Below are 18,722 nucleotides of genomic sequence, written 5' to 3'. Positions count from 1 at the left end.
GCCTGGTAGGCGGGCCTTGGCGCGTACTCAGTAAATGGATTATGTGTCGATCTTTAACTGGATTTCCGGCAGTGAAGAGGCATCTACCGGATTGTCGTGGTCCGTGTGCTCCCTATCCCAGGTTTCGGGCCTTCCTAAGAAATTGGCGATTGCTAACCAGGCAGCGCCGCGGGAAAGAGGTGCTCCCCGAGCGAGGGTAGCCCGAATATCCAAAGGAGCCTGACCACTCCAAATCACGCGGGAACTAATTTCCTTTTGGATATTAGGGAGCAAGAAATCGTAAATATCGGCGAGTTGCCCGCCAAAAATCAAAGTAGGGGAGTGGATCAAATTAATTGCGCTAGCAGCTGCCCGGCCGATTAGGGTAGCTACTTCCTTGACCACTTTGGTAACAGGGATTTCGTTTCGCTTAAGCAAGGAAACAAGGGTTCCAATCGTTGTTTCAGTCGGTAGGTTGCTGGCTGCAACAATTGCAGATCTGGTAGCAAATGCCTCAAGACAGCCGTTTTGTCCGCAGGTGCAAATGCGTGCTTGATCCGAAACGTAGATGTGACCTAAAGACCCACTCCAGCCGGTGCTATCGGGTGAAAGTGCTCCGTCCAATATATGTACGGCGCCGATGCCTGAATCGAGGTTGACGTAAAGAAAATTATCAAGCTGTTCGTCATTACGGTGAAGATAGACCGTTTCTGCGCTCGCTCCCGCTGTTGTGGAATTGGAAATGACGATATTGCAATCAATTATTCCCTCGACAATTCGAGATAATTCGACGTTTATCCAACCAAGGGGGGTGGAATTTACTACGGTGGAGGTGGCTGGATCTACGATTCCAGGAAACGTGATTACAACTTCCTTGAGCGAGAGTCCGGCAACGTTGCATTGCGTTGATACGGATCGCAGAATTGCGGCAATATCATCGAGGGTTTGAGAGGTTGAGTCTGGGGGCATGTCAATTAGTCGTTCGATCAGCACGTTTCCCGTCAGATCTATTAGAGATGCCTCTACCGCTTCAGCGGAAACATTGATCCCGAGGGCGCAGTATGTTCTTGGAGCTGGCGTTAAGGGTGCCCCGGGCCTGCCAGGGCCAGAGACTTCAACTTCGTTTTCCCGTACGATATCACGGTTAACAAGCTCGTCAACTAGTCGTGAAATAGTGGACCGATTCAATCCGGTTGAGCGGGCTAGATCCGCCCTTGATGGGGCTGAATTGGTGAAGATAATCCGGCTTGCTAAAGAAGCTAAATTTTGGTTGCGGACAGCACCGTGAGAGGTCTCAGCAGCTTTTCGCACAGCAAGTCTCCGTAGATGTTCCGAAAGGGTTGATCACCACTTAATGATAGAGGACGCTATCAGCCGAGCTTGTGGCGCGTGACACAGAAGTGCCGACGTGCGCATTGTTGCATTTAATGCAACTGGACGGGTATATTGCAAACAGCAACAAAATCTAACGCTGGGGTTGGAGGTGCAATGAAAAAGAGCAATGTCGCTGGTATTGACTTGTCTACACGTTCCTGCCACGTAGTAATTCGTGATCTGGAAACGGGTGAGCTGGTTCGCGGCGCAACTGCATCTTTCCGCACTAAGACAGAGACCAATCCGCGGACATGGATGGAGGCGTATCGTTCAGCGGTCGAACTTGCTGGTGGATTAGATGATGTAGTGGCGATGTCTGTTGCCGGACAACAGCATGGTTTCGTTGGTCTAGGTGCTGACGGGAATGTCCTGCGTCAAGCGATTCTTTGGAACGATAATCGCTCCAAGGAAGATGCCGAAGATCTGATTCGAGAATTAGGCCGAGGTGATGTTTCTGAGGGACGTAAGCTGTGGGCTGACAGCGTCGGAAGCGTGCCAGTTTCGTCGTTGACAGTTTCGAAGCTGAGGTGGTTCGTTGATCATGAGCCTCAGCTATTCAAACAGTTATGTGCCATTGCCTTGCCTCATGATTGGCTCACGTGGCAACTTATGGGTGCTGATGGCTCCCGAGACGGCCTAGAGAAAAAGCGGGATATTCGGGAACTCGTTACAGACCGCTCGGAGGCTTCGGGTACCGGTTACTACTGCGCGGAAAAGAACGAGTACCGCAACGACCTAATTGACTTGGCGGCAAGAAGTGAATTATCTAAGAGACTCGTTTTGCCACGTGTTGTTGGAAAAGCAGAATCTGTAGGAGAACTGAAATCTAAAGGCGAGGCAATCGTTTTGGGTCCCGGATGCGCTGACAACGCAGCCACGGCGCTGGGGCTGGATTTACCTCCCGGTGAGGTGTGTGTTTCTATCGGAACTTCTGGTGTTACTTCCTTGGTTTCGGACAGTCCGATTAAGGACAGGACTGGTCAGGTTACTGGTTTTGCGGATGCGACTGGACGTTATCTTCCTTTAGTCGGAATGCTTAATGCGAGCCGTGTTCTCGATGATGTTGCACTTCTACTTGGAATGACGCTAGAGGAACTCTCACGTGCCGCACTTAATGCCGCGCCTGGGGCGGAAGGCCTTGTGGTGATTCCATATTTCGCAGGAGAGCGAAATCCGCGGCTTCCGGAAGGAATGGGAGCGGTTTTGGGAGTGTCATCGCGAAACCTCACGGCGCCGAATCTCGCGCGTGCGGCATATGAAGGAATCGTAGCGAGTGTAGCTCGAGGTCTTTCCGCATTTCGACGGCTTGGTGTGGAGGTTACCGGTATAACACTGGTAGGTGGGGCGTCGCGTACGCCAGCTATGCGCCGGATAGCCGCATCAGTGCTCGGTTTACCTGTGAGTGTTCCTGAGTATTCAGCTTACTCAGCCGATGGCGCAGCACGACAGGCGGCATGGACTTATATGGGAGGAGACGATCCTCCGGCATGGACTCCACGTCTCCGGTCTCAGTACCAAGCGAAACACGACTCTTTTATTATCGAGAGATTTGAGGAGGTTGCAGAAAAATATCTTGCAACGGTCAGATGACTGTCTATCTTCAATAGATCCGGGAAAGTTTTGGCAGTAGGCATCCGGTCTCTCGATCTGTAAAAGCGAAGTCATGCAAAGGAGCATGTAATGAAAAAATTCCGCGTACCGCAGGAGGCGGGAATCTTTGGTGTTGTGCTGATAGTGGGTGCCATTATGGCGCTGCTCTCTCCAGCATTCCTCACGATGAATAACATGCAGGTTCTCCTGCTCAATGGGACGGTCGTGCTTTTCCTTGCGATGGGGCAGACATTCGTTCTCCTAACTGGTGGTATTGACCTTTCTGTAGGGTCCAATATCGCGTTGACTGGAATGATTGCAGCGCTGGCTATGCAGGGAGGTCTCCCCTGGTGGCTTGCCGCATTGCTGGCCATTGTGACTGGAGCTCTCGTTGGCGTGTTCAACGGCGTTTTTATTCATTTTGGGAAAATGCCAGCATTCATCGTCACGTTTGCGACCTTTGGTATTTCCGCTTCAATTCCGAAGATCCTGACGCAAGCCCGGTCAGTAACTGTCGCTGATCCAATGTTCGCATTCTTCGGCCGAGGGAGTATTTTCGGCATCCCTATTCCGGTGGTTTTAGTGCTTATTGCTGCGGTTATTCTCGCTTGGTTCTTGCACAGGACAAAAACGGGTCTCCATATTTACGCGGTTGGCGGCAACAAAGAAACGGCCCGTCTTGCCGGTGTTAATAATGGAAAGATCATTATTCTGGTGTACGTAATCTCCGGTATTTGTTCTGGGTTCGGGGGAATCATTGTTACGTCGCGCCTTATGGTCGGATATCCGACAGCCGGATCGGGTACTGAGCAGTTCTACTCAATCGCTTCGGCAGTTGTTGGTGGCGTTTCGCTTTTCGGTGGTGTCGGTACCCTTCTCGGCGCGTTCCTTGGTGCCATTTTGATCGCAGAAGTTTCCAATGGAATGAACGTTATTGGAGTGGATTCTTATTGGCAGCCGCTTGTCATTGGCGTAATTATTCTCGTTGGTGTTCTTCTCGATACTAATCGCCAGCAACTGTCCCTTTCGAAGCTGTTCCGCAAGAAGCAGCAAGCTACGTCGGTGGCATCGCATGCATCTGCGGATACGACCAATTCCGAAATTAGTCATTCACAAAAACAACCTGCTGGAGTGACCGGTGGGAAGAAAAGTATCCAAACCGATGACCGAGACAACGAGGTCTAGGAAAACAGAGGAGAAAAACATGAAAAAGAAGCTCTTTGCAGCTATTGGTGCGACAGCTCTTGCCGCGACAATGGGAGCCTGCGGGGGAGTCGATACCGGAACCGGTGAAAATAGTGGTGGCACTGGCGAAACCGGTAAGGCAAGCGTTCAGATTCCTGAAGCTTGTAACGCTGAGAATCCATACCTCGCAGTGTTGCTTCCTAACCAGCAGAATCCGTACTACGTCGCAATGAAGCGAGGATTTGAAGAAGAAGGCAAGGCGAAGGGGTTCAATGTTGAAGTCCAGATTGCCAATGACGACGATGCAAACCAGCTTGCTCAAGCTCAGGCTATGTTGCAGAAGAATCCCTGTGCTTTGGCGCTTAACCCAGTGAAGTCCGAACCCGCGGCTGCAATCGTCAAGGCAGCTAATGATGCAGGGGTGCCGGTGTTCACTGTGAATATTATTGTCGATCCTGATGCATTAAACGCCCAAGGTGCGAGTGTCGTGCAGTATGTGGGCGCCAACAACCATGAGGGTGGCGTCCAGATGGCAGAGAAGGTTCTTGCCGATTTTGGTGCCGACGCAAAGCTGAACATTGGGTACGTTACTGAACCGGATGAATTGCCTGTGGTTCAGCGCGATCTTGGCTTCCGGGAAAAGATGAAGAGCAACCCGAATGCCAAGGACGTTGCGGAAGTCGACGGCAATGTTAAACCAGATGATTCACTCAATGTTACATCTGCGATGATTCAGGGTAACCCTGACATTAACGTAATTTTCGCGTCGACTGGGCCTGCCGCGTATGGCGCACTGCAGGCTGTCCAGGCATCTGGTAAGGACATTAAGGTCTACGGTTTCTGTGCCGCGGGTGAAACCCTCACTGATGCTTACCCCGGTTGCGTCGCCCAGGAGCCTGAAGAGTACGGACGCATCCTGGTGCAACAAATCGCAGAATATAAGCAAGGTAAGTCTGTTGAGAGTGAGCTATTGCAGTCGCTTAAGCAGTTCGAGAAGGGCCAAACCCCTGGTGAAGGAGAATTGGGGTAAAAGATGACAACGTTGGAAACGCCGGGGAGTAAGCGGTCCCTCAAGGCGGTCGATATTTGGAAGCTTTTTGCGGGTACACCCGCTCTCTCCGGTGTTTCTTTAACGGTTCACCCTGGCGAAGTCGTGGGGCTCGTCGGGCATAACGGAGCGGGAAAATCGACTCTGCTTAAAGTACTTTCAGGTGCATACCGTAATGATGATGGTTACCTTGAAGTGGACGGGGAGAAAGTAACCTTCGCTTCCCCTTCAGATGCCCTTTCACACGGGGTAGCTACTGTTTACCAGGAGCTTTCCCTTCTTCCTAATCTCTCGGTGACCGAGAATACGTTCTTAGGGAGAGAAGTTAGAAAAGGCCCTAACCTCGACCGGTCAGCTATGCGAAAATCCGCCAGGTCTCTTATGGAGAAATACGGAATTGATGTTGACGTTGATCGTAAGGTAGGGAGCTACCCCGTTGCGACTCGGCAACTGATGGAGATTGCTATTGCTACAACTCGAAACACGCGCTATTTGCTCCTGGATGAGCCAACAACGTCGCTCGAAGGTGATCAGGTAGAGAGTTTCCTGGAGTGGGTGCGTGATCTTTCTAAAAAAGAAGGTATCGGGATTGTACTCGTCAACCACAAACTTGATGAGCTGTACGCCGTGGCCGATAAAATCGTTGCTCTCGTTGACGGTAAGGTAAGGATTTCGGGAAGGGCGGACGAGGTTTCGCATGCAGAGGTTGTAACCGCGATCGCCGGTGAAGTGAATGCGGGCACAGATGTGTCCGTTGAAACTAGCGCTACTGTTCGTGAACGGCAAGGGAAGGTGCCGGAAGGCGTACCTGCACTTTCTGTTCGGAATCTGCGTTCAGCAGCCCATAAAGGTGTGTCGTTCGATGTTTATCCGGGTCGAGTCCATGGGTTCTACGGGTTAATCGGATCTGGGCGGACCGAGGCCATGCGTTGTATTTACGGGGCTGACGAATATGAGTCGGGTGAATTTACGGTTAATGGGGACCCGTATAAGCCTAAGAACCCGAAAAGCGCGCAGAAAGCTGGGTTTTCTTATCTCACAGAGGAAAGGAAACTTGATGGGATTGTTCCTCAGTTAAATAGCTATCGAAATGCCACACTCCCAATTACAGACCGGTACTCTAAACCTGGATTCCTTGACCGCAGGAAGGCACGGAAGGCGTCGAAACAACAGTTTGACGCTTTAAAGGTGCGAGGTAATGTCGAGGCGTCGATAGAGTCGCTTTCTGGGGGTAACCAGCAGAAAGTCCTCCTAGCTCGAGTCATAATGGAAGACTCGCAGATTCTGATGCTAGACGAACCAACAAAGGGCGTGGATATTGGTGTCAAAGCTGAAATTCATAGAATCGTCCGGGAACTCGCGCATGAAGAGGGTCTTGCTGTCATGGTCGTATCGTCCGAGGAAGAAGAGATTCTTGAGCTTTGCGATGATGTGACTGTTTTCGCGCATGGCCGAGTTGTCCAATCGGGAGTTCCTGCGGGAGATCTAAACGTTACGCGGCTCCGTGAGATGGCGTGGCAAGAGATTTCTGAATAGGTTCAAAAGATAGTGGGGTGTGAGGCTGCTCAACCGTGGCCCTCGCACCCCACCTTCACTTAGGGAAGAATAAAACATGAAAAACCAGGCTGTTTTGGAAGCTGCATGTCAACAAATTGAACGGGAAGCTAGGGCAGTTGCTGGAGTAGCGCAGTTACTGAACAACTCTTTTATAGAGGTGGCAGACTTATGTTTGCGTATGACAGGAAAAGTTATAGTTACCGGAGCGGGAACTTCTGGACATGCCGGTCGCCGAATGGCTCATCTTTTATCCGTATCTGGTACGCCAGCGGTTTTCCTTCACCCGATGGACTGTCTCCACGGCACCATGGGGGCTATCACCAAAGACGATGTTGTTTTTGCGATTTCTAAAGGAGGCGGATCCGACGAGCTTAATCAGCTCTGCTCGATTTTGCGAGAAAAGGGAACGAAAATTGTAGCGTTGACTGAGAACGAGTCTTCGGAACTTGCTGGACTGGCTGACGTAACTGTCCTTTTACACACGCCCGATCAAGCGGATCCGGGCAACGTTATCGCCATGGGATCAACGCTGGTTTCCGGGGTGTGGGGTGATGCGTTGGCTTATGTGCTTATGCGTTTACGTAAGAGATCGTGGAAAGAAACGCTTGAAATTCATCCGGCGGGCGCAGTTGGAAAAATGCAGACGGCACCTGAAGAGCTCAACAGATTGGATCGATGAAAGTGTCCTTTGTCCTTGGGATTGACTGTTCAACCCAATCCGTAACCTTAGAAGTGCGGGATGTGGAGACGTTTCACGTAGTTGATTGCGTGTCAAATCCGCTACCGGCTACTCAGCCACCAGTGTCGGAACAGAATCCGGAGACCTGGTGGGACTCTCTAGTAAAAGGGATGGGCCTCCTCCATGCGCGTGGTCTTGAAGTGTGCAAGATTCGAGCTATCTCAGTTGCAGGTCAGTGTCATGGACTTGTGCCTTTAGATCGAGAATGCACAGTCATTAGACCGGCGAAACTGTGGAATGACACGACCTCTGCACTTGAAGCAGAGATGCTCGTTGAAACGTATGGTAAAGAATTCTGGGTAGAAAAAGTTGGTTTCGTTCCGAATGCTGCACATACGGTTTCAAAGTTACTCTGGCTCGCGCGTCATGAAGTAGATACGTTGGAGCGGATTTCTAAAATCTTGCTTCCGCATGATTACCTAACCTATCGCTTAACTGGTCAATTTGTGACAGACCGGAGCGAGGCCTCTGGGACTGGTTATTTCGATGGTTTGAGAAACGTCTATCTCTTCGACTTGGTGTCTGACGTTATAAGCAACGCGTTTGGGAAGGAAGGGAAGGGGATTCCTTCCCGATCTTGGCATGATGTTTTCCCCGAAGTTCTCGAACCGTCGGAGGCTGTAGGCTCAATATCTCCTGAAGCGGCCGTAGACCTAGGACTTGCCTCTGACGTCATTGTGGCGGTTGGGGGTGGCGACCAGCATCTTGGTGCGGTCGGCATAGGTCTCGACGACGGCGATATGTGTTTTTCAATTGGCACATCGGGAGTCACTTTTAGTTCATCTCCTACACCGGTTCGCGATTATTCTGGCGATGTTGACGGAGTTTGTAATGCCACAGGTGGTTGGTTGCCATTAACGTGCACGCTCAACTCGACGAAAGTGACGGATACGGTGGCGAAATGGCTAGGAGTATCCGTTCAGGAGCTAGGCAACCTGGCGGAATCGATGAGCGTTTCTTGTAATACGCCACTGCTGGTTCCATTTTTTGATGGTGAACGTTCTCCGTCGATACCGAACGCAACCGGATTGCTTGAGGGGCTAACAAACGGTACGACACGCGAGGATCTAGCCTTCGCTGCCTTCGAGGGCGTTGTAATGGGTTTGTATGCCGGATCAAGAAAAATACGGGCTCTAGGTTCGGGTATCAACGGTGTAAATGTTGCTGTGGGTGGAGGTGCAAAGTCGGATGTCTACTGTCAGTTATTGGCAGACTTTATGGGTGAGCCGGTCTCCCGTCTAGAATTGACAGAAGCAACTGCTAGGGGCGCGTGTGTCCAGGCGTTGGCGGTGATGACGGGTGATTCGATTAACGCCGTTCGGGCCCGGGTTCGACCTACGATTTCATCTACATTTACGCCGAAAGCCGAGCGCGGGCGAAGCGACAGATTCTCGCGTTATCTCGATATGGTAGCTAGTAGAAAAGCTAATTGTCTTTGAAGAAAAGGTAACGTCTCTGAATGAGCGTGGCTCACTATGATACGAGTGTTCTTTGCCGATACGTCAAAACGGTCCGGATAGCAATCACGAATGAGAGAGATAAAATGGCGATCTATTTTGATAGTGCCGATTGCGCGCAGATGCGTAAGTATGCATCAACAGGAGTTTTTTCTGGAGTGACATCGAACCCTACCATTTTGGCGCGGCAGGGGTTGCGCCAGCAGGATATCCCAGAGCTTTATCGCACTCTCCAAGAATTTGGTTTTGATCGATTATTCTTCCAAACCGCAGGGTGTACTGAGAGTGAGATTGAGGAGTCTGCTCGTCAAATTCTAAGTCTAGGCGATGACGTTGTGGTTAAAATTCCGGCGACGCTTGAGGGGCTATCTGTTGCGGCTAAAGTGACCAACGAAGGATATGAAGTGCTGCTTACGGCGGTTTATGACTCTACACAGGCTGCTATTGCTGGAGAATTAGGGTTGTGGGGACTTGCTCCGTATTTTTGCAGAATGCGTGACATTGGCAAAGATCCGGAATTGGAGCTCAAACGTATGGCTCGGATTATATCTGATACAAAAACTCGTATCCTCGCGGCGTCACTTCGGAAACTTGAAGATGTATCAGCGGCGTTTGCAGCTGGTGCAGATGATGTTACGATCTCGCTCTCAGTAGCCGAGATGCTGGTAAATAATCCACTCTCAATTGAAGCACTGACCACATTTGAGCGTGACGGCGGAAGAATTTAACTGCACATCGGGTCGGTTGTAGAAGACGATCCTTCGATCCTGGCTTGGATGAGAGTACGCATTTGCCTGCTATCTCCTGGTTGTACAAGTTTATTTCCGACATCATTCCGGTTGAAGGCATTAACGATAGCCTGACATGGTTCGATGGCAATTGAAGTAAGAGGATTTCGCTTGAGGTTATGACCGGTGAACACATGGAAAGTGCGCAACGGAAGATCGGCTCCAAAATTCACGTACATGTGAATTGAGCGGTTCCCGGTGTTCAGATGGGCATAACCTGAAAAATCCCTCGAATCTTTGCCGTCAAGCAATGTAATCGCACCTGTAGGGGGATTGCAGTGCTCAATATCTTGGAGGTTTTTCAGGTGGGTGTACCCCACGTCCGCATAGGTCGAGACTTTCCCAGGCGCGGGACTTTGTATCGGTTTAAATGCAGCGTTTCCTGGAAGGGGAATGAGGTCGTCGTCGGTTTTCACTACTGAAGATCCATATATGCGTAGGTCGGCTTGCCCTAGAGGGCCGTCAAGAAGAAAATATGGATGCCAACCGATAAAGATTGGGCAGGCGATAAGAGATTGATTCTGCGCGCTTATTCGTGTGACGAGGTCTCCATCGGGTGTTATCTCGAAACTTACGGAGATTAGTAGTTCAAAGGGGTATCCAGGTTCGGATTCCAGATGAAGCTCTAACCTAAGAGCTTCGGAGCTGTTCTCGACAACCTTGAAATCTTTGTCGTAAACAAGACCGTGAATGCCAGGTTCATACTTCGGGTTTTTTGCCGAGAAAATGTGATCGGCAGCGAACGGGCCGGGGCTCTCATCAATGCGTGGACGGTCACCTACACCGTCGTCCTTGTAGATAGCGGAAGAATATCTTCCGTCACAAAGTCGATCTGACCAGGGCGCCAACACGGCAGATCTGAAACCATCTTGTGTTTGCAACTCATCTTCGCTGAGATAACCGTCTATAAACTCGGTCCCAGCTATTTGATAGCTGAGAAGGGTGGCGCCGATTGTAGATACTTTTAACGTAACCTGTCCGCGTGTGGAAGTGCGATCGTAAGAAAGAATCATGTCCCGCGTTCTCCGATTGATAAATGATGAAGTAGTACGGTCGCTATTGCGATTTACAGTCAGGCTGATTCAGGACGAAAGGTCGGGTAGCTTTTACGAATTGACTCGGAGACGGCTCTATAGCGTTCCCAGACGCTTTTATTCTCTCGCGGCTTGTATGTTTGGGTAATGTCCGGGGACCAGGAGTTAGTATTCTCAGGAATACCCGCAACCACGGCGGCTTGCCGCGCTGCACCCCTAGCGACGTATTCGGAAGTTCGCGGAACGCTAATAGGAATTTCGAGAACATCCGCAAGAATCTGGTTGAGCGTTTCTGATTGTGCGCCTCCGCCGATAAGCATGGCATCATTGACTGATATTCCTCCGCCGCGAAGAGCTTCGAGCGCCCCGCGCATTAGGCAAGCAAGACCCTCGTAGGCCGCACGGGCGAGGTTTTCACGTGTGAAATTATGAGAGGTGAGCCCCGCGATATGCGCGGTTGCGTAAGGCAGATTGGGTGTTCTTTCTCCTTGGAAATAAGGAACCAAGGTAATGCCTTGGGCTCCCGGTTGTGCTCGTTCGGCAAGGGTGCCTAACTCTTCAAAGCTCACGTTTAGGATCTTGCGGAAGTAGTCCTGGATGAGGGCACCATTGAGGGTGCAGGCAAGCGGTAGCCATTTGTCTGTGGTATCTGAAAACCCGGTAACACCGAAACGCGGATCTTGAATAGGGGTGTCGGAAATCGTCGCGATAACGCCGGAGGTTCCGATGGAGATTGATGCCTGGTTAGTTTGAAGGTTAAGACCAAATGCCGATCCGGCGTTATCACCCATTCCGGGGCCAATTAGAATTTGTTGACTGGAAGGTTTGTCGGTTATCCATTCCTGTGCGACAGTTCCAACGCTTTGGTTATAGGGAACAATTCGGGGAAGAATTATATCCTTAGCTTTTTCGGTGGTGATGTGTAGAGCATGCGCGAGGATATCATAGCGGTATTCGTCAGTTAGGCAGTCTACATATCCTGTCCCAGATGCATCGCTGCGGTCAGTTGTAAGCTCAGATAGCCTTGTTGACCCAGATAATTTCCATGTTAACCAGTCGTGAGGTAGGCATATCGCCTTGATCCGAGCGGCATTGTGAGGCTCGCTATCGGCGAGAAAACGGAGTTTGGAGACCGTCAAGGAAGCGACGGGAACGGAACCGGTCGCTTTTGCCCAAAATTCGGGCCCCAACTCATCAACAAGCGCGGCAGCACCTGGCCCGGAACGCGTGTCATTCCAGAGAAGCGCGGGCCGAATAACATCGCCGTTCGCATCCAATGCGACTAGGCCATGCTGTTGGCCGGCGATGGAAATGGAAGATACGTCGCTTATTCCACCAGCTTTTTGGATAGCTGTTCTCAAAGCTGTAAGCCATTCGTTAGGATCTACTTCGGTTCCTGAAGGATGAGGACAAGTGCCCATCCGAACAACTGCGCCGTTATCTGTGTTGACAATGAGAACTTTTGTTGACTGAGTAGAAGAATCTACACCCGCTACAAGTGCCACTATGTCTCCTTTGACTATTCTGTGGGTGACGTTAGCTTTAACTAAGAAATAGTCTATCAGTGTTTGTTGCCGCCGGGAACTAATGTTTTTGTCTTTTGCCCGACAGAGGCTCGAGTGGAATACAATAGAGGCGTCAATGTCGTTAGGGACAAGGAAGTCGACACGATGCCTGTTTTCTCATCTCAGTTAAATTCGTCTGAAACTCCAGCGTTTTCTGATGTAACCCACCAGGAGTACCTTTTATGTGAGCGCGAGAGGCTTTTGGATCATTTCCAGCCGCGGGTGTGGCAGTCATCGGATCTGGGGTTCGCTTATCTGGATCGAGATGGCAATCCTATGCCTGAACGGGGTGCTGAACTGTATCTCGGGGCGCGAATGATCCACAGTTTCGCGGTCGCCACAATGCTCGGTCGGCAAGGTGCGGAAAAACTGGCTGAACAAGGTGTGCGTTTTTACTTAGATGGGCCGGGCAAGGATCGCGAATATGGTGGGTGGTATGCCACCGTGGGAGGTAATACCCCATCGGATCGGAAAGAGCTCTACGGTCAGGCCCATATTATGCTTGCTGCAGCCTCGGCAACTCTTGCGGGCATCCCCGGTGCGGTAAAACTACTCGAAGAATCCATCGACTTAATCGATACGAAATACTGGCTTGATGACGAGGGGCGCTGCGTCGAAGCCTATGATCGGACATTTACAGACCTTGATACCTATCGGGGCCAAAATGCAAATATGCATCTGACTGAAGCTTTTCTAGCTGCATATGAGGCTACAAACGATAAGGAATTCCTCAAACGTGCTAGTCGTATTGCGGAGAATACGGTGGGTCAGGCCGTATCTAGCGAACAAGGAAGTTGGCGCATCCCAGAGCACTTCGATGAAGAGTGGCATCCGTTGCGTGACTACAACCGTGACGATCCGCGACATGCGTTCCGTCCTTACGGATCGCAACCTGGACACTGGCTGGAGTGGGCGAAACTGCTTATGCAAATTCGTGGTGCAGGAATTGAGCAGGATTGGATGCTCGCAGCGGCGAAAAACCTTGTGAAGGGAGCATTCGAAGATGGGTGGACCCGAGAGGGAGGATTTGTTTACACCGTTGATTGGGATGGGTCCCCTGTGGTTACGGAAAAATTCTGGTGGCCACCCGCCGAAGGGGCTGGCGCTACTCGCTTCCTGTACGAGGAGAGCCCGGATGCTGGACTATCTAAGCTGTACGAACGTATTTGGCGTTGGATTGATTCGGCAATCGTAGACAAACCTGGTGGTGGTTGGTTCCATGAAGTTGATAGAAGCAACGCTCCTGTAACTTACACGTGGCCAGGACAACCGGACCTCTATCATGCTTATCAGGCGACCCTTTACCCGTTCATGTCGTCGAAACAAGGGATTGCCTCGTGGGCTCGTAGTTGCCGTGAAAATAATAAAAGGTGATTGTTGTATTGCTGTGAAACGCGAAAGGAGACGAACCGTACGAAGAATGGCTCGGACGCGGTAGAGCCTCGGCTGTTAGCTAGGAATGGGGTGATCGTAAAAAACCGCCAGGCGGTTTATGCTGTCTAGTAGTTTGTCAAAACGACACGGGAGGGTAGCTGATGGGGAAAAGTGGCAAAACGCCCACCTCGCTCCGGATGGATAACACTAAACTTGTCCTAAAGACGATCCTCTCCAGTAAAGTCCCCCCATCACGTGCCGATGTTGCAGCTTCCACCGGTCTTACGCGCGCCACGGTTTCTCGCTTAGTAGACTCACTCCTAGACTGCGACATTATTAGCGAACTGCCACCGGTAAAATCAGCAATCGGGCGTCCCGCATCTCCCCTTGTGCCTCGTACATCGCGGCATGCTGTCGTTGGTTGCGAGGTCAATGTGGCTTATTTGTCTGTTGCTGTGATGGACCTCTCCGGAAAACTCCTCTACTCGCAAATCAAAAAAATGAGCACACGTCACTTAGGTCCAAGTGGTGCCTTGAAAGAACTTGAGAAGATTTACGGGCAATGGAAGCAACCCAAAGCTGTCAGAGTTCTCGGTGCAGGGCTTTGCGTTCCGGGCTTGATTGCCGATGATGGTGCGACGGTATTGACTGCCCCAAACCTGGGCTGGACGGGCGTTCAGATGAAAGAACTATCTTTTGCCCAACTGGGATGTTTTGGGGGATTTCGTCTTTTTAACGAGGCTGATGCTGCGGGGTACTCTGTTCTCCATTCAGCTCCCGGAAAAGTATCAAACTATAGGGATTTCCTTTATGTTTCCGGTGAGGTCGGTGTTGGTGCTGCGGTGTACGAAAAGGGTCGGCGTCTGGGTGGCTCTCATGGCTGGGCTGGAGAGTTTGGGCATGTTTGTGTCGACCGATCAGGACCGAAATGCAACTGCGGTTCTAATGGTTGTTTAGAACAGTATGTTGGCGAATCGGGATTAGTGCGAAATGCAGGTCTTCCTGAGGGCACCGAACTGTCGAAGCTAATTGAGCTTTTCCGAGAGGGAAGTGAAACTGCTCGGGATGCGATGGACGCTGGAGCTCTCGCCCTAGGCCTAGCGCTCGCGAATACGCTAAATCTTCTTGATCTGGACACGGTTTTCTTTGGCGGGACTTTCGTAGATTTATATCCATGTTTTGAGACGATTCTTAAAGCTGAATTGAAGTACCGTGTGCTTTCGTCGCATTGGAAAGATATTGAACTCATTGTGAATCGAAAGGGTGAGATATCGGCGGCAATAGGCGCTTGTCTATGGATTTTTAATGATTTGATAGAGGATTTAAGCGGTTTCCCTGGCGTCTAGCCACAGAAGCTATGTGTGAATCGGCTCACAATAAGTTTGACTTACGCTTTGTTTTGAGCCAAATCAAAATATCTTGATTTCCACCCCCTTGACGCACGGTTTTCGCGCCCTTAGTTTAGAGGTAGAACAAAGGAGTTCGGCTACGCAAGGAGGAATGATGAGAAAGCCTGCAAAAGAAGATAAGTTCTCCTTCGGTCTGTGGACCGTGGGGTGGACCGGAACCGATCCCTTCGGCGGGGATTCCCGCCCGGCGCTGGATCCGTGGGTCTACACGGAAAAGCTCGCCGAGCTGGGCGCTTGGGGTATCACTTTCCATGACAATGACGTTTTCGCTTTTGACGCCAGCGATGCCGAGCGTGCCGAGCGGGTGGGCAAGGTCAAGGAAGCGGCCGATGCCAACGGCCTGACCATCGAAATGGTCACCACGAACACCTTCTCCCATCCCATCTTCAAGGACGGCGGCTTCACCAATAACGACCGCTCAATCCGGCGCTTCGGCCTCCAGAAGATCCTGCGTAATGTGGATCTGGCCGCGGAAGTCGGCGCCACCACCTTCGTGATGTGGGGCGGGCGCGAAGGCACCGAATACGATTCTTCCAAGGACCTCAACGCCGCTTTCGAGCGCTACAAGGAAGGCCTGGATACGGTAGCCGGCTACATTAAGGAAAAGGGCTACGATCTCAAGATCGGCCTGGAACCCAAGCCGAACGAACCGCGCGGTGATATCTTCCTGCCCACCATCGGCCACGCCCTCGGCATTATTGCTGAGCTGGATAATGGCGATATCGTTGGCCTCAACCCGGAAACCGGGCACGAGCAGATGGCCGGCCTCAACTACACCCACGGGCTGGCCCAGGCCCTCAACGCTGGCAAGCTCTTCCATATCGACCTTAACGGCCAGGCCGGCCCGCGCTACGACCAGGACAAGTGCTTCGGTCACGGCGATCTGGCTTCCGCCTTCTTCACGGTGGACCTGCTGGTCAACGGCTTCTCCAATGGCGGCCCGCGCTACGAAGGCCCCATCCACTTCGATTACAAGCCCTCGCGTACCGAAGGCCTCGAAGGTGTGTGGGAATCCGCGGCCGCGAATATGGAAATGTACCTCATGCTCGCGGAGAAGGCGAAGGCCTTCCGCGCCGACCCGCGCACTCAGGAAATCATGGAAGCTGCCTCGGTTCCCGAACTGGCTGAACCGACCGTGGCCGAAGGTGAGAGCCTGGATGATGTACGGGCGGAGAAGTACGACGTCGCAGCTTTGGCCGCGCGCGAATACCACTACGTTGAGCTCTACCAGCAGGCCATGCGCCACCTTATTGGCTAATCGCCGGTGTCCGCAGTCGAAGAAAGGAGGTTCCTGTTTTTGAAGTACTGCGGAACCGGTCTTGTACGGAAACCCTCGCGAGGACGCGAGAGCGACGCGGGCCATTGTTGGCCACTAATTAGAAGACATAACTGGATAACAAGAAATACCTAATCGTCCAATTCACAAAGGAGTGAGAATCGTGAAGGCTAAGCAATTTAGCGATTATGTATCCGATGTAAAGAATGGTGGGTCCGCAAACGCGGTCGCGCATGATATTTACGATGCACTAACGGAAGATGAACGTATCGCCTTACTGCAGGGCAGTGTGCCGTTCTGGCAAGGTATCGATGCGATGATGGGGCCCGATGTTGGCTACAACGCGCAACCATTTGTTATGGGTGCCGTAGAGAGGATCGGATTCCCGGGCATCCGGTTCATCGATGGTCCGCGTGGATGCGCTGTTGGAACTGCGACGGCCTTCCCAGTTTCGATGGCTCGCGGAGCTACTTGGGATACCAACTTGGAAGAACGAGTTGGTGAAGCCATCGGAGAAGAGGTTCGAGCCAACAGTGGAAACTTCTTTGGTGGGGTGTGTGTCAATCTTCCACGGAACCCAGCCTGGGGACGCGCCCAAGAAACCTATTCGGAAGAGCCGGTGATCCTCGGCAATATGGGCTCGGCGTTTGCCAAGGGTATCCAGAAGAATGCGATGGCGTGTGTTAAGCACTATGCGTTGAATTCCATGGAAAATGCGCGCTTCTCTGTAGACGTAACGTGTTCTGACAAGGACCTGCATAAGCATTATCTGCCGCACTTCCGAAAGATTATCAAATCCGGAGTTGCGTCAGTTATGTCCTGCTACAACTCTGTAAACGGCGAATGGGGTGGTCAGAATCGGAAGATGCTTACCGAAATCCTCCGTGATATCTGGGGCTTTGAAGGTTTTGTCATCACCGATTTTGTCTGGGGCATGCGTGATCCGGCGAAGGCTCTGGAGGCAGGACTTGATATTGAAGCGCCCTTTGCTCAACAGCGTAAAGACGGGATGCTTGAGCGGATTGCAAATGGTGAAACAAGCTGGGAAGCGGTAAAGCGTGCTGGAATTCGGATTATCCGTACTGTTCTGAAGCACTACGCAAATCTAGGCGAGGTGCCTTCGAAGGAAGTGATTGCCTCCCCCGAACACGCAAAACTGGCTTTTGATGCGGCCGCACAGTCGATGACTTTATTGAAGAATGATTCGATTGATGGTGCGCGGTTGCTGCCGGTCTCGCGAGACTTCTCTGGCACTATCCTGGTTGTTGGAAGACTTGCAGACCTTGCCAACACCGGTGATAACGGTTCCTCGAAGGTAGATGCTCCGTACGTGGTTACACCCTACGAGGGTATTAAGAGGAGTTTCCCCGCTGCAAATGTTGTATTGGCTGACATGGACTCTGACGAGTTTGACTCTCAGGTAAGAACCGCTGATTTAGTAATCGCGGTTGTTGGGTATACAGCGCTAGAAGAGGGCGAGTTTGTTGATGGTACCGTAATGCAGCGTGATGACCTTCTTAAGCTGTATCCCGAACCCGTGACGGAAGAAGAGAAGCGTATTGCGGAAGCTTTCGCCAAGAGTGGTGCCGAAGGCCAATCTGTTGTTGGCGGCGCGACAGCTGGTGGTGATCGCGTTAGCCTTGCGCTTCCGGAGGGAGACACCGACCTTATACGCCGGGTCGTGGATCTGAACGAAAAGGTTGTAGTCTCCGTGGTGACGGCAGGCGCCGTTATTATGACCGATTGGATTGATTCAGTTCCGGCTGTCATGCTCGCGTGGTATTCGGGACAAGAAGGCGGTAACGCGCTGGGAGCTGTACTCTCTGGTGAGCGCGCTCCGGGCGGACGTCTTCCCTATGTAATGCCGAAGAAGCAGGAGCATACTGCGCCTCTTGATATTAACGCTACGGCTATTACTTATGACGATAAGTTCGGGTCGAGGCTCCTCGATGAGATAGGTGAGGAACCGCTCTTCCCGCTCGGATGGGGCATAACGTACACCACTTTCTCGTTGAGCGACTTCGAGCTTGTTAGCGCAAGCGAAACTACGGGTAAGGTTCGTGTAACTATCGGTAACGATGGGTACCGACTAGCTCATGGAGTAGCCCAGATTTACGGTTCTGTTTCCGGTGGTGTGCGCGAGTTGCTGGGATTCACTTCGGTATTGCTCGCTCCCGGTGAATCGGTGACGACGACAATAGATATCGATCTGTGGCCACTGTGTGAGTGGAACGAACAGTCAGCGGAGTTCGACCCACTCCCAACCGGGGTAGTACTCGAGGCTGCGCAATATCGCGGTGCCCCAGACGCTTTGGCTCTCTCCGTCGAGATTCCCGAAAGGAACTGA

Annotated in this window: 14 protein-coding genes; 11 read left to right on the top strand and 3 right to left on the bottom strand. The window is 51.6% G+C overall.

Translation table 11 applies throughout. The features are described 5' to 3' along the window. Positions 1–39 precede the first annotated feature (39 nt). Positions 40–1,290, bottom strand: coding sequence for an ROK family transcriptional regulator (locus tag CYJ17_RS01250; protein ID WP_087069747.1), 1,251 nt, complete (start codon positions 1,288–1,290; stop codon positions 40–42). Positions 1,291–1,467: 177 nt separating this feature from the next. On the opposite strand from CYJ17_RS01250, the gene CYJ17_RS01245 reads away from it, so the two are divergent. The 7 genes from CYJ17_RS01245 (at position 1,468) to CYJ17_RS01215 (ending at position 9,657) form a co-directional block, all read left to right on the top strand. Continuing rightward, the gene (locus CYJ17_RS01245) at positions 1,468–2,943 is read left to right on the top strand and encodes a xylulokinase (protein WP_087069746.1); all 1,476 of its coding nucleotides are present in this window, start codon (positions 1,468–1,470) and stop codon (positions 2,941–2,943) included. Between the two features lie 90 nt (positions 2,944–3,033). Further along, positions 3,034–4,128, top strand: coding sequence for an ABC transporter permease (locus CYJ17_RS01240; RefSeq protein WP_087069745.1), 1,095 nt, complete (start codon positions 3,034–3,036; stop codon positions 4,126–4,128). A gap of 19 nt (positions 4,129–4,147) precedes the next feature. After that, on the top strand, positions 4,148–5,158 hold the full coding sequence (locus CYJ17_RS01235) for a substrate-binding domain-containing protein (protein WP_016442278.1): 1,011 nt from the start codon (positions 4,148–4,150) through the stop codon (positions 5,156–5,158). 3 nt (positions 5,159–5,161) lie between these two features. Continuing rightward, complete coding sequence (locus tag CYJ17_RS01230) at positions 5,162–6,712, top strand: sugar ABC transporter ATP-binding protein (protein WP_087069744.1); 1,551 nt, start codon at positions 5,162–5,164, stop codon at positions 6,710–6,712. A gap of 76 nt (positions 6,713–6,788) precedes the next feature. Continuing rightward, complete coding sequence (locus CYJ17_RS01225) at positions 6,789–7,412, top strand: KpsF/GutQ family sugar-phosphate isomerase (protein WP_087069743.1); 624 nt, start codon at positions 6,789–6,791, stop codon at positions 7,410–7,412. Beyond that, complete coding sequence (xylB, locus tag CYJ17_RS01220; protein ID WP_087069742.1) at positions 7,409–8,911, top strand: xylulokinase; 1,503 nt, start codon at positions 7,409–7,411, stop codon at positions 8,909–8,911. Before CYJ17_RS01225 ends, xylB (CYJ17_RS01220) begins: the two co-directional genes overlap by 4 nt. A 20-nt stretch (positions 8,912–8,931) precedes the next feature. After that, positions 8,932–9,657 (top strand): transaldolase family protein, encoded by a 726-nt coding sequence (locus CYJ17_RS01215; RefSeq protein ID WP_087069741.1) that lies wholly within the window; start codon positions 8,932–8,934, stop codon positions 9,655–9,657. On the opposite strand, the gene CYJ17_RS01210 is transcribed toward CYJ17_RS01215, so the two are convergent. Further along, the gene (locus CYJ17_RS01210) at positions 9,654–10,730 is read right to left on the bottom strand and encodes an aldose 1-epimerase (RefSeq protein ID WP_087069740.1); all 1,077 of its coding nucleotides are present in this window, start codon (positions 10,728–10,730) and stop codon (positions 9,654–9,656) included. The two genes, CYJ17_RS01215 and CYJ17_RS01210, sit on opposite strands and share 4 nt — an antisense overlap. Before the next feature lie 59 nt (positions 10,731–10,789). Further along, a complete protein-coding gene (gene xylB / locus CYJ17_RS01205; RefSeq protein WP_087069739.1) occupies positions 10,790–12,256 on the bottom strand; it encodes a xylulokinase in 1,467 nt (488 codons plus the stop codon). 165 nt (positions 12,257–12,421) lie between these two features. Here xylB (CYJ17_RS01205) and CYJ17_RS01200 point away from each other — a divergent pair, with 165 nt between their 5' ends. The 4 genes from CYJ17_RS01200 to CYJ17_RS01185 all read left to right on the top strand — a co-directional run bounded on the left by CYJ17_RS01200 (position 12,422) and on the right by CYJ17_RS01185 (position 18,722). Then, positions 12,422–13,690, top strand: a complete 1,269-nt coding sequence (locus CYJ17_RS01200; protein WP_087069738.1) for an AGE family epimerase/isomerase — start codon at positions 12,422–12,424, stop codon at positions 13,688–13,690. Positions 13,691–13,851: 161 nt separating this feature from the next. Beyond that, positions 13,852–15,036: an ROK family protein gene (locus tag CYJ17_RS01195; protein ID WP_087069737.1), complete on the top strand. Its 1,185-nt coding sequence runs from the start codon at positions 13,852–13,854 to the stop codon at positions 15,034–15,036. Positions 15,037–15,190: 154 nt separating this feature from the next. Then, the gene (gene xylA, locus CYJ17_RS01190) at positions 15,191–16,357 is read left to right on the top strand and encodes a xylose isomerase (RefSeq protein ID WP_087069736.1); all 1,167 of its coding nucleotides are present in this window, start codon (positions 15,191–15,193) and stop codon (positions 16,355–16,357) included. A gap of 181 nt (positions 16,358–16,538) precedes the next feature. Next, a complete protein-coding gene (locus CYJ17_RS01185; protein ID WP_087069735.1) occupies positions 16,539–18,722 on the top strand; it encodes a glycoside hydrolase family 3 protein in 2,184 nt (727 codons plus the stop codon).

Origin of the sequence: Actinotignum timonense (genome assembly GCF_002860685.3) — a bacterium.
GTDB lineage: Bacteria > Actinomycetota > Actinomycetes > Actinomycetales > Actinomycetaceae > Actinotignum > Actinotignum timonense.
The sequence above is the reverse complement of the archived record's forward strand: the minus strand, read 5'-3'. Positions and strand labels throughout refer to the sequence as shown.